Here is a 12,417-nt window from a genome sequence, read left to right on the forward strand (position 1 = left end):
TATAGATTTAACAGATATTTTTCATATGGATATATCAGGAGTATGATGGAAATGAAAGCAGAATTCAAGCGTAAAGGAGGGGGCAAAGTGAAACTCGTTGTCGGAATGACAGGGGCAACAGGGGCCATTTTCGGGGTCAGGCTGCTGGAGTGGCTGAAGGCCGCCGGAGTGGAAACCCATCTCGTTGTGTCTCCTTGGGCTAACGTCACGATCAAACACGAAACAGGCTATACCTTAAAAGAAGTAGAACAATTGGCCACATTCACATATTCGCATAAAGATCAGGCGGCAGCCATTTCAAGCGGTTCGTTTGATACCGATGGAATGATTGTTGCACCGTGCAGCATGAAATCTCTCGCAAGCATTCGCACCGGGATGGCGGATAATCTGCTGACACGCGCGGCGGATGTCATGCTCAAGGAGAGAAAAAAACTCGTCCTCTTAACGAGAGAGACGCCTTTGAACCAGATTCATCTCGAAAATATGCTAGCGCTTACGAAAATGGGTACCATCATTCTTCCTCCGATGCCGGCATTTTATAATCAGCCGAGCAGCTTAGAGGAGATGGTTGACCATATTGTATTCAGAACATTGGACCAATTTGGCATTCGCCTTCCTGAAGCGAAACGCTGGAATGGGATTGAAAAACAAAAAGGAGGAGCTTGATCATGGCTTATCAAGATTTCAGAGAATTTCTCGCTGCCCTTGAAAAAGAAGGACAGCTGCTAACAGTGAATGAAGAGGTAAAGCCGGAGCCGGATTTAGGAGCCGCAGCACGCGCAGCCAGCAATCTTGGCGATAAAAGCCCCGCGCTCTTATTTAACAACATTTACGGCTATCACAACGCACAAATTGCGATGAATGTGATCGGCTCTTGGCCGAACCATGCAATGATGCTGGGCATGCCAAAAGACACGCCGGTAAAAGAACAGTTTTTTGAATTCGCGAAGCGTTATGACCAGTTTCCGATGCCGGTCAAACGTGAGGAAACAGCGCCGTTTCATGAAAATGAAATCACAGAAGATATCAATTTGTTCGATATACTGCCTCTTTTCAGAATTAACCAAGGAGACGGCGGTTACTATTTAGACAAAGCATGTGTCATTTCCCGCGATCTTGAAGACCCTGACAACTTCGGCAAACAAAACGTCGGCATTTACAGAATGCAGGTCAAAGGAAAAGACCGCCTCGGCATTCAGCCTGTGCCGCAGCACGATATTGCGATCCATCTGCGCCAAGCCGAAGAACGCGGCATCAATCTTCCGGTCACCATTGCGCTCGGCTGTGAGCCGGTCATTACAACGGCGGCATCGACTCCCCTTCTTTATGATCAATCAGAATACGAAATGGCAGGCGCAATTCAAGGCGAACCATATCGCATCGTTAAATCAAAGCTGTCTGATCTTGATGTTCCATGGGGCGCTGAAGTTGTACTTGAAGGTGAAATCATTGCCGGAGAGCGTGAATATGAAGGCCCGTTCGGTGAATTCACAGGCCATTATTCTGGCGGACGCAGCATGCCGATCATCAAAATTAAACGCGTGTATCACAGAAACAATCCAATTTTCGAACATTTATACTTAGGCATGCCTTGGACAGAATGTGATTACATGATCGGCATCAATACTTGTGTGCCGCTTTATCAGCAGTTAAAAGAAGCATATCCGAATGAAATTGTGGCAGTAAACGCCATGTACACACACGGTTTGATCGCGATCGTTTCCACAAAAACACGCTATGGCGGATTTGCAAAAGCGGTCGGCATGCGCGCACTCACAACACCGCACGGACTCGGCTACTGCAAAATGGTCATTGTCGTTGACGAGGATGTCGATCCATTCAACCTGCCGCAGGTCATGTGGGCGCTTTCGACCAAAATGCATCCGAAGCACGATGCGGTTATCATTCCGGATTTATCTGTCCTGCCGCTTGACCCGGGATCTAACCCATCAGGAATCACTCACAAAATGATTCTTGACGCTACGACACCAGTTGCACCGGAAACAAGAGGCCATTATTCACAGCCGCTTGATTCCCCATTAACAACGAAAGAATGGGAACAAAAACTAATGGACTTAATGAATAAATAACGAAAGGATGATTCGATATGCATACATGTCCTCGATGCGACTCAAAAAAGGGAGAAGTCATGAGCAAATCGCCTGTAGAAGGCGCATGGGAAGTTTATCAGTGCCAAACATGCTTTTTTACATGGAGATCCTGTGAGCCGGAAAGCATTACAAATCCGGCGAAATACAACCCGGCGTTTAAAATCGATCCGAAGGAAACAGAAACAGCAATTGAAGTTCCGGCTGTGCCTGAACGAAAGGCCTGATCAGCGTGAATTGTATATCAGACCGTCTCTTTGAGCTGCTTGACGGGAAACGCCTGGAGGAGAAGCAGCATGAGGCTTTCGTTCTCCAAACGGTATCGGAGGACGGCTGGCCGCACGCCGCCATGATCAGCGCGGGAGAAATCATTGCTCTGAGCCGAACGGATATAAGAATCGCGCTTTGGAAAAACACAGCGACTGCCGCCAACATCCTTCGCACAGGGAAAGCGCAGTTTACGGCATGGTGGGAGGGAGCCGCTCATTATGTGAAGCTGCAATGCGAGCCTTTGCCGACTATGAAAGAAGCTGAATATGACAGAGACCGTTTTGCCTGCCGCATCGTTTCGGTGAAGGAGGACGTTGCGAAATATGCTGATTTGACTTCTGGTGTCCATATCCAGCTTCACAGCCCTGAAGAGGTGCTGAATAGATGGGATAAGACGCTTGAGGAATTGAAGCAATAATATCGAAAGCCTGACGCCATGCGTCAGGCTTTTATTTTTATATAATGAAAACAAAGGAGGCGAGAGAAATGGAACGTACGGGGATCTGTGACTCAGACGGTTTTGATTTATCATATCGAATCGAGGGAGAGGGCGCACCCATTCTTGTGATCGGGAGTGCGGTTTACTACCCGCGTCTTTTTTCCGAATACATCAAACAGAAATATCAATGGATATTTGTCGATCATAGGGGATTTGCTAAACCCAAGAGGGAACTGCGGGCAGAAGATCTGAGCCTTGATACCGTCTTGGCCGATATTGAAAGGATGAGAACATCTCTTCAGCTTGAAGATGTCGTCATCTTGGGCCATTCTGGGCACGCTTTTATGGCTTTAGAATATGCCAGGACATATCCTGAACATGTTCGGAAGGTTGCGCTTTTCAATACCGCACCTGATAACAGTGAAGAAAGACAGCGAAAAAGCGAATCGTTTTTCATGGAGACCGCCAGTCTCGAGAGAAAGAAACGCTTTGAAAAAGACATTGCGAATTTGCCGCGGGACATAGAGATTGATCCCGAAAGACGCTTCGTGCATATGTGTATTCGCGCTGAAGCGAAAAGCTTTTATCAAGAGCGTCCGCATGCTGCTGCTTTATGGGACGGCGTTTTCACGAATATGCCGATCATTGATGAATTATGGGGACATACATTTGCCCAGCTTGATCTTATTAAGCGGTTAGCTGACGTTCAAGTGCCGGTGTATATCGGCTTAGGCAGATATGATTATCTGGTTGCGCCTGTTACGCTGTGGGATGCTGTTGAGGGGTCATATCCCCATGTGGAGAAGGTTATTTTTGAGAAGAGCGGCCATCAGCCGATGCTGGAAGAACCGCAAGCCTTTGATCAAAGCTTCAGCAAATGGATGGACAAATAAAAAACAGCCCGCGATCAAAATCCGCGGGCTGTTTCTTATTATAAGACCCCTTTCATCGCGCGTTTGATAATCGGCGATAGCAGCAGGAGAATGCCGCCAAGTACGATAGAAATCAAACCGATGGTGCCGAAGTACATTGTTTCAGGAATTTTATCAAACAATCCGGCTACTTGGGCATTGATCGCTTGGGCTGCTGCGTTAGTCAGAAACCACATACTCATTGTCTGTGCAGAGAATGCAGCTGGCGCCAGTTTCGTTGTCACGGATAAACCGACTGGAGACAGGCACAGTTCTCCAAGCACGACAAGCAGGAAGCTGAGAACGAGCCAAAGCGGGCTTACGAGTGCTTCTTTTCCTTGCATTGCAGGGAATACCATAATGATAAATGACAAGCCAGCTAGAATAATTCCGATTGAGAATTTAACTGGTGTGGACGGCTGGCGTTTGCCAAGCTTCATCCATAGCCACGCAAAAATTGGCGCAAAAATAACGATAAACAATGGATTTAATGATTGGAACCAAGATGACTGAAGTTCTAATCCGCCCAATGAAAGCCTTATGCGTTCATCAGCGTAAACCGCAAGAATGGTTGCTCCCTGTTCCTGAATAGCCCAGAACATGACAGCACCAATAAACAAAGGGATGTAAGCGGCAAGACGAGATTTTTCTGTTTTGTCCGCTTTTTTGCTTGTAAACATGATGATGAAATAAACAATAGGAATCAAAATACCGAGAATACTTACAAGGTCGATGAAACCATTGATCGTCAGCATGCCTGTTTGTACAGAGATAATCACTGCAATTGCCACAACGATAACACCGATTCCAGTACCAATCGCAGATTTTTTAGACAGCGGATTCGGCACATTTGAGCCTGCAATCCCGAGGTTTTTCTTTCTTGTCAGGGCAAATACGATAAGTCCGAGAAGCATTCCGACTGCGGCAGCTCCGAAGCCAAGATGATAGTTGTACTTCTGTCCGAGTGTTCCGACAATTAACGGCGCGAGTAAACCGCCAAGGTTAATCCCCATGTAGAAAATACTGAAACCTGAATCGCGGCGCGGGTCTTCTTTCGTGTAAAGATCTCCGACCACGCTTGAAACGTTTGGTTTTAATAAGCCTGTTCCGATAATGATAAGCACCATGCTGATATAGAATGCTGTCGCGCTGCCTGGGTAGGCGAGTGCAATGTGGCCGAACATAATGAATATGCCGCCGTAAAACACAGTGTTTGCGGTTCCGAATACCCGGTCAGCAAGCCATCCGCCAATAATAGTGGACATGTATACGAGAGATCCGTAAATTGACATAATGGCAACTGCTGTGCCTTTGTCAAAGCCGAGCCCTCCGTTTACCGTCTCTGTATACAAATAGTAAAGCAAGATTGCTCTCATTCCATAGTAAGAGAAACGCTCCCAAAATTCGGTGAAAAATAGTGTAAATAGTCCTCGCGGGTGACCAAAGAACCCTTTTTGCGGGACGCTTTTAATGATACTTTCGTTATCAATCGAAGCCATGTCAGCCAAACCCTTTCTTAAAAAAGTGTATTATAAAAATCATATTCTTATATAATACTTGTGTCAATATAATTTATACTCATTTCAAGAAGTTCCAGAATAGAAAAAATATAAACGTATGAAAATAGTGAATTTATACTGGTTTTTAGGACTTTTTTCGTGAGGTTTTCTTACAAAACTATTCCTTTATATTTTTTTAATAAAATTTTAGAGAAATGTACAAGCGGATCGGGCCTTTGTGAGTATCATGATACTAATCATGGAGAAGGAGGCTCGCAATTGGCTGAATTCATATTAAATGCGGCGGATTTCGGTATTTCAGGAGATGGTAAAACGGATTCAACAGAATTGATTAATCAGTGCCTCAGTACGGCTGTTTCGAAAGGATATCATACTGTCTGGTTCCCAAAAGGGACATATTTAATAGACGGGACACTTGGAGGAGATTCCAATCAAAAGTTTCGAAACGCCGGAATCATTGTTCCCGGCAACCTTGAGATTATGATGGACCCAGAGTGCATCATCAAAGTCATTCCGAACAGTTCGTGGGGGTATTCCGCATTTTATGTAGGCAGGCAAGAGAATATAACCATTTCCGGGGGACAAATTATCGGCGAGCGCGATGAACATACGTATGTGTCCGCGGGGATAAGGTCAACCCATGAATGGGGCTTCGGCATTTGCATTGAAGGATGCTCGAATGTTGTCATTGATGATGTCAAAATTTCTGATTTCACCGGGGACGGGATTATTGTCAGTCCGTTAGGCTTAAAGACATCTAATAATTATCGAACGTCAGAGCATATTACCATCCGCCGCTGTGAGGTTCGGCGGTCGAGAAGAAATAACATTTCCATAACCGGGTGTGACATGGTCACAGTGGAGGAATGCGTGATTGAAGATGCCGGGACGGGAAATGGAACAGCGCCGAAATTCGGAATTGATATAGAAGGATACGGTGAAGGCGATGTTGACTATGAAGAGCCGATCAATGTATCCATTCGCAATAACCATTTTAGCGGAAACGTTTCAAGTTCTGTGACCAATTTTAACGGGTACGGCATTTCAATAGAAGGAAACCACTCAGACAATACGATCAGCTATGGATATGGAACTCAAACGGTGATCAAGGGAAATATTCTCAGACGGGCGGAAGACGCGGCTGCTGCACCTAGAGTCGGGATTACCGGACTCGGTGTGTCACAAGGAAAAGAGAGCAGTGATGCGGTGATCGCCGGCAATCTTATTACCGGGTTTTCAACCGGGATTGATGTCAGAGGAAAGAGCGTTCTTGTCACGAACAACAAAATCAGTAACTTTGAAAACACAGGGATATTGGTTTATCAGTCTTCCGACGTGAAGGTAGACGGCAACCAAATTCAAAGCGGACTGTCTGAAACAAGGCGCAGTACCGGTCTTCGCGCAGTGCTGTCAGATGATAGCGCATTTCTGAATAACTGCCTCATTGAAGTCATTGACGGTGTGACCATAACCGGCGGCGATATGATCATAAAAGATAATGTGCTGAGAAAATTCAGCCGGGGAATTTGGATCGCTCAAGGAAACGCGGTGATTGAAGGAAATACAATGATTCCCGATGCGTTCGAAGGAGCCTTGGAATCGTATACCGTTTCCGTCACGAACAATGCTAACGCCGTCATCAAAAACAATACATTTAAAAATTTTAAAAATTATCCGATTTACTGCTCCACAAGTGCAAAAACCTCTATTATCAGCAACCACTTTGAAAGATCTCCGCTTTTGGTCACCATCTATATCAGCGCCGGTGTACATGAGATATTTGATAATACCATTTCAGTCAACAGAACGGCCGGGAATCCGATTGTCATTTATGTCAACGGTTCTGCAGGTTCTATCATCTCTGGAAACACCATCAATAACCTCTCCGCAGGCACGGCGGTAGCCATCCAAACAAACACCTCAACCAATTCCAAAATCATCGGCAATCGCATCTTCAAAGGAACAATCAACAAACATACTAGCGATACAGCAGACGGCAATATTATCGCCTGAAAAAATCGCCCCGCTCTAGGGGTTCTTTTTTTTCGCTTTATAGAGCATATATATTTCCCTCACCAGTATCAGAACAAAAAATAAAAGCACGACCCATTCTGTAAACGTCGTCATTTTAAAGCTGGACATATTGTTATAAATGGCTTTTGTCAAACTGAAACCTTGAAGCATGTCCATGAAAACAGAAATAGTTAATAAACAAATTAATATGATCCCTGTCACGCCTAATATTTTCATGCTTCATCACCCTCCGCTTTTAGTGTCTATCTTTATCAGAGAAGTTATACCGCAGCCATCCGAATGCATAATCTCAACTCTCAAAGGAAGAATATGAGAAAACGACAAGGAAAGGTATTTGTGTATGCCTTTATTTTTTAAGCGAAAGAACAATACCGGTTCAAAAGACAAACAGAATATGGAAGAAAAGAATCAGAACCAGCAGCAGGAAAAAGAAAGGCCGGTTCTCGTTTCCCCAAGTTTGGCAAAAAACATAGCTGAAACGAAAAAGGAAGTCGGAAGCAGCTCAGACGTCATCATTCGCGAGATCAAAATCGGGGAACAGGATCGTGTCCACCTTGCTGTTATTTATATTGCGGGTCTGGTCGATAATAACACGATTCATGAATCTCTAATCGAGCCCTTGGTTCAGGACGAGTCCATCCAAAATTCTCATGCCATCCAGCAGATTCTTGAAAAAACGCTCCCGCTGGGCGGAGTGAAAGCAGAAAAGGGCTGGGACAAGCTTTTTTCTGAATTAATGCTCGGCAATTCACTGATTTTCGCAGACGGTTCAGAAGAGGCGCTTATTTGTAGCACACAAGGGGGAGAGAAACGCTCCATCCAAGAGCCGAGCACCCAGGTGTCCTTCCGCGGTCCGCGCCAAGGGTTCACAGAGTCTCTGCAAACCAATATTTCCATGATCCGCCGATACATCAAAAATCCGAATGTATGGGTAGAGAAAATGAAAATCGGATCTGTGACACACACGGATGTCGCGCTCATGTACATTCATGGCATTTGTGATGAAAAGGTACTGAAAGAAGTGCGCTCGCGCCTGAAAAAAATAGATATTGACAGTATTTTAGAGTCTGGATATATCGAGCAGCTGATTGAAGATGAAACATTTACGACGTTTCCGACCTTGTATCATACAGAACGCCCGGATGTTGTGGCGGGAAATCTGTTAGAAGGAAGATTTGCGATTGTTGTGGACGGAACGCCGTTTGTTCTCATTGCTCCGGCATTATTTATTCAATTTTTTCAGTCCGTTGAAGACTATTATTCGCGTTTTGACATTGCGACAAGCATACGGGTTCTGCGAATTTTAATCTTTTTTATTTCACTTGTCGCCCCGGCTGTTTATGTGGCAGCCACGACGTTTCACCAGGAAATGATTCCGACTCAGCTGTTAGTGGTTATTGCGGCTCAGCGGGAGATTGTCCCTTTTCCGGCTGTTGTCGAAGCAATCACGATGGAGGTTGCTTTTGAGATTCTGAGGGAAGCCGGCGTCAGGCTGCCGCGTGTTGTTGGCTCGGCGGTATCGATCGTAGGTGCGCTTGTTATCGGCCAGGCTGCCGTACAAGCAGGCATCGTCTCTCCGGCTATGGTCATTATCGTTGCCATCACCGCGATTGCCAGCTTCGCGACACCCGCATTTGCCATGGCCATTTCAGCCCGTCTCATTCGATTTATCTTTATTATTGCATCTTCTATTATGGGGTTTTACGGGCTGATTTTAGGGATCATTATGATGTTTGTTCATTTATGCAGCCTGCGCTCTTTCGGTGTTCCTTATATGTCGCCGCTTGCTCCCTTTTCTTCTCAAGGGGTAAAGGATACACTGTTCAGAGTTCCATGGTGGGCTGATCAAAAAAGGCCGGAATCAATCAGCAAGGAAGATAAGGTGCGGCAGGCGGAAGATCAGCGACCAGTGCCTGATGGTTCACGCGGAATGGTGAACAAAGACTTGGAAGAAGGGGATAAGAATGGTACGTAAACGTGTATTAGCCGTTCTCATGCTTTTGAGCGTCATTGTGCTGCCCGGCTGCTGGGATAAGCGGGAACTGACGGACCTTGCGATTATCTCGGCGATTGGCATTGATCGGACGAACGAAGGCAACTACGTGCTGCATCTTCAAATTATCAATCCCGGAAATGTTGCCGGCGGGCTGCAGGGCGGCGGTGCTGGAGACAGGCCGCCTATCTCGGTCTATTCCATTGAAGGTGACAATATGACGGAAGCACTCAGAAAAGCCTCCATGAAAGTATCCCGGCGGCTTTACTTTGCCCATACCAATCTGGTCGTGATCAGTGAAAAGCTGGCGAGAGAGGAAGGCTTGGATTTTGTGTTAGATAACCTTGACCGCGATACGGAATTTAGGACAACAGCGACAATGGTCGTTGCCCATAAGACAAAAGCGGAAAATATCGTAAAAATCCTGACGCCGATTGATAAAATTCCGTCAAATAAAGTCAATAAAACACTTGATTTTACGGAGGCGCAATACGGACGGGTGGTCAAAACCAATATTCAGGACGTCCTGAAAACACTTGCCATCACCACAAAAGCGCCGGTTATCCCGGGATATATGATGATTGGTGACGATAAAAAAGGAATCAGCATGGAAAACACGCAGGCGACAGATCCGAAAGCTATTCTTCAGGCAGACGGTTTGGCGGTTTTTGATAAGTCAGGCCATTTAAAGTATTGGATTGAAGACAAGGAAAGCGTTGGAGCCGTCTGGCTTATGAATAAGGTTCAGCATACGTTTGTTAATGCTGACTGGGGCAAGACGAAGGACGCGGTCAGCTTACAAATCACCCATCAAACCACAAAGCTGGTACCTGAGATGCGGAACGGGCGTCCTCACATCCACGTGCATGTGACAGTTGAAGGAATTATAGATGCTGTCAAATACCCTTTTCAATTGTCTAATCCAAAGGTACTGGCCGATATTGAAAAAGCTCTCAACAAAGAGCTGGAAAAGGAAATCAGCCATGCTGTGAAAAAGATCAAAAAGAACAAAATTGACTTTATCGGTTTTGGCGACACGATATATAGAAAGTATCCGAAGCAGTGGGAAAAAATGAAGGACACATGGGACAAAGAGTATTTGCCGGAACTGCCTGTCGATGTGAAGGCGGAGACGTATATCAGAAGAACGGGGTTGCGAAACAATCCACTCAGGCACCAGCTTAAAGGTGAGTAGGGCTGGAGAAAGGGGAAATGGCAGATGGAAAAAGCCAAAATCAGCATCAGGCAGCTGTTTGTCATGATTATCATTTTTGAGCTGGGCAGTGCCTTATTGATTACACCTGGATCAATGGCGGGCAGGGATGCTTGGATAGCAGTTCTATTGGGCTGTGGGGTCGGTTTGTTTCTTTACTATTTGTATCAAGGCATTTATCAATGTTACCCGGAATCTTCCCCGAAAGAATATATGGATGATATGCTGGGAACCAAGCTGAGCTGGCTGTTTTCATTTCTGTATATCCTGTACTTTGCCTATATTGCCGCCCGGGTGCTGCGTGACTTTGGGGAAATGCTGCTGACGTTTGCTTATCATGATACGCCGATTCTGATTGTGAATGCTTTATTAATGATTGTTAGCATATATGCCGTCAGAAAAGGAATTGAAGTGCTCGCCCGCGCGGCGGAGCTTCTTTTCGGAGCCATGTATTTACTGGGTGCGATCGGCCTCGTGCTAATTGTTGTTTCAGGTTCCATAGACCCGCAGAATTTAAAACCGGTTTTAGTAGATGGCATTCCTCCTGTCATTCACTCTGTTTTTACGCAGACCATGTACGTTCCGTTTGGTGAAGTCGTTTTATTCGTGATGATTTTCCCTTATCTTAATGACCGAAAAGATGTGAAAAAAAAGGGGATGATCGCCATGGCCATCAGCGGATTGGTTGTGGCGCTTACCGTGGCGATTAATATCAGCGTACTTGATGTTGATCTTACACTCAGATCCCAGTTTCCGCTTTTAAGTACGATTCAGACGATCAAGGTTGAAGAATTTTTAGATCGACTCGATGTCTTTTTTATGCTGGCACTGATCATCGGCGGCTTCTTTAAGGTTAGCCTCTACTTATATGCAGTGGTGGTGGGCACGTCCACGCTTTTTAAGGAAAAGAACCCTTCTCAATTGGCTTATCCGATGGGACTGGGCATTTTAATTCTTTCTATTACGATCGCGACTAACTTTTCAGAGCATTTGAACGAAGGCCTGAAAGTGGTGCCGCTGTATATTCATTTGCCTTTTCAGGTATTGTTTCCGCTCTTTCTGTTTATTCTTGCCGTTTGGAAAAAGAAGCGAAGAGAGAAATCAAATGGATCGGGAAGAAAAAAACAATAAAAAGAGCGGGGGGATGCAGCCGCCGCTCTTTTTATGTTCACTTCTATATAAAAGGGGGATATAGGTTGCGCCCCTGTCTGCACTGGCAGAGGCGCGCTTTTGTTATACGACTGCGACGTTTTCCTTCACAGTAAAGCTTCCTCTTGAAAGTCTGATGTTGATGTCCGATACTTTTGCAATTTGCTCATCGTGCGTCACCATGATGACGCATTTATTTTCCTTGTGCGCCAGATCTTGAAAGAGGCGTACGATTTCTTTTGATGTATCTTCATCAAGGTTTCCGGTCGGTTCATCGGCTACGATGAGATCCGTGTCACAGCAGAAAGCTCTTGTAATGGATACCCGCTGCTGCTGTCCGCCGCTCAGTGTCAGCACTTTTTGCCGGGCTTGTTTTTCGTTGATGCCGACCTTCTGCAGCATTTCCAGCGCATACGCTTCCTTGTCCTTTTCTTTAGAACCTGTGATTTCCATGGCGGTTGTGACATTCTGCAGAGCCGTCATATATGGAAGCAGGTTGTACGCCTGAAAGACAATTGATACATATTGATTTCTGAAATTTGTTAAGCCGATTTTGGAAACAGCTTTCCCGTCGTAAAGGATGGTTCCTTCTTTTGGCGCGTCTAGTCCGCCTGCCAGAGACAGGAAAGTGGTTTTTCCTGTCCCTGATGTGCCGACGATTGTATAGAATTTTCCTTTTTGAAAGCTGATGTTGATATCCTGAAACAATGGCTGGCTTTTGTCTTTATACCAGTAGCCGACTTGTTGAAATTCTAATAAGCTCATAAGTTTCGCCTCTTT

At 45.5% G+C, this 12,417-nt stretch carries 12 protein-coding genes; 9 read left to right on the forward strand and 3 right to left on the reverse strand.

Annotation, left to right across the window (positions count from 1 at the left end):
* Positions 1–51: 51 nt before the first annotated feature.
* The 5 genes from BSI_RS06170 (at position 52) to BSI_RS06150 (ending at position 3,710) form a co-directional block, all read left to right on the forward strand.
* Positions 52–666 (forward strand): non-oxidative hydroxyarylic acid decarboxylases subunit B, encoded by a 615-nt coding sequence (locus tag BSI_RS06170; RefSeq protein ID WP_050556899.1) that lies wholly within the window; start codon positions 52–54, stop codon positions 664–666.
* Between the two features lie 2 nt (positions 667–668).
* The gene (gene bsdC / locus BSI_RS06165) at positions 669–2,090 is read left to right on the forward strand and encodes a phenolic acid decarboxylase BsdC (RefSeq protein WP_003240157.1); all 1,422 of its coding nucleotides are present in this window, start codon (positions 669–671) and stop codon (positions 2,088–2,090) included.
* Between the two features lie 17 nt (positions 2,091–2,107).
* Positions 2,108–2,335 carry a phenolic acid decarboxylase subunit BsdD gene (gene bsdD / locus BSI_RS06160; RefSeq protein ID WP_019257455.1) on the forward strand — a complete coding sequence of 76 codons (228 nt, stop codon included), beginning with the start codon at positions 2,108–2,110 and terminating at the stop codon, positions 2,333–2,335.
* Complete coding sequence (locus BSI_RS06155) at positions 2,332–2,796, forward strand: pyridoxamine 5'-phosphate oxidase family protein (protein ID WP_032732219.1); 465 nt, start codon at positions 2,332–2,334, stop codon at positions 2,794–2,796. The genes bsdD and BSI_RS06155 overlap by 4 nt, the downstream gene beginning before the upstream one ends.
* A 68-nt stretch (positions 2,797–2,864) precedes the next feature.
* A complete protein-coding gene (locus BSI_RS06150; protein ID WP_003240162.1) occupies positions 2,865–3,710 on the forward strand; it encodes an alpha/beta fold hydrolase in 846 nt (281 codons plus the stop codon).
* A gap of 38 nt (positions 3,711–3,748) precedes the next feature.
* Here BSI_RS06150 and BSI_RS06145 read toward each other — a convergent pair whose 3' ends face one another.
* The gene (locus BSI_RS06145; protein ID WP_003240164.1) at positions 3,749–5,227 is read right to left on the reverse strand and encodes a peptide MFS transporter; all 1,479 of its coding nucleotides are present in this window, start codon (positions 5,225–5,227) and stop codon (positions 3,749–3,751) included.
* A gap of 279 nt (positions 5,228–5,506) precedes the next feature.
* Between BSI_RS06145 and BSI_RS06140 the strand changes: the two genes are divergently transcribed.
* Positions 5,507–7,261 (forward strand): right-handed parallel beta-helix repeat-containing protein, encoded by a 1,755-nt coding sequence (locus BSI_RS06140; RefSeq protein WP_003240166.1) that lies wholly within the window; start codon positions 5,507–5,509, stop codon positions 7,259–7,261.
* Between the two features lie 15 nt (positions 7,262–7,276).
* On the opposite strand, the gene BSI_RS06135 is transcribed toward BSI_RS06140, so the two are convergent.
* Positions 7,277–7,498 carry a YczF family membrane protein gene (locus tag BSI_RS06135; protein ID WP_003240168.1) on the reverse strand — a complete coding sequence of 74 codons (222 nt, stop codon included), beginning with the start codon at positions 7,496–7,498 and terminating at the stop codon, positions 7,277–7,279.
* Positions 7,499–7,622: 124 nt separating this feature from the next.
* Here BSI_RS06135 and gerKA point away from each other — a divergent pair, with 124 nt between their 5' ends.
* Genes gerKA through gerKB form a run of 3 tightly spaced genes read left to right on the forward strand, consistent with a single transcriptional unit; the run spans position 7,623 to position 11,619 of the window.
* On the forward strand, positions 7,623–9,257 hold the full coding sequence (gene gerKA, locus BSI_RS06130) for a spore germination protein GerKA (RefSeq protein ID WP_003240170.1): 1,635 nt from the start codon (positions 7,623–7,625) through the stop codon (positions 9,255–9,257).
* On the forward strand, positions 9,247–10,470 hold the full coding sequence (locus BSI_RS06125; RefSeq protein ID WP_003240172.1) for a Ger(x)C family spore germination protein: 1,224 nt from the start codon (positions 9,247–9,249) through the stop codon (positions 10,468–10,470). Before gerKA ends, BSI_RS06125 begins: the two co-directional genes overlap by 11 nt.
* 24 nt (positions 10,471–10,494) lie before the next feature.
* Positions 10,495–11,619, forward strand: a complete 1,125-nt coding sequence (gene gerKB, locus BSI_RS06120; protein WP_003240174.1) for an endospore germination permease GerKB — start codon at positions 10,495–10,497, stop codon at positions 11,617–11,619.
* Between the two features lie 102 nt (positions 11,620–11,721).
* On the opposite strand, the gene BSI_RS06115 is transcribed toward gerKB, so the two are convergent.
* Positions 11,722–12,402, reverse strand: coding sequence for an ABC transporter ATP-binding protein (locus BSI_RS06115; protein ID WP_003240175.1), 681 nt, complete (start codon positions 12,400–12,402; stop codon positions 11,722–11,724).
* Between the last annotated feature and the right edge of the window lie 15 nt (positions 12,403–12,417).

The sequence above is a fragment of the Bacillus inaquosorum KCTC 13429 genome (genome assembly GCF_000332645.1).
Lineage (GTDB): Bacteria > Bacillota > Bacilli > Bacillales > Bacillaceae > Bacillus > Bacillus inaquosorum.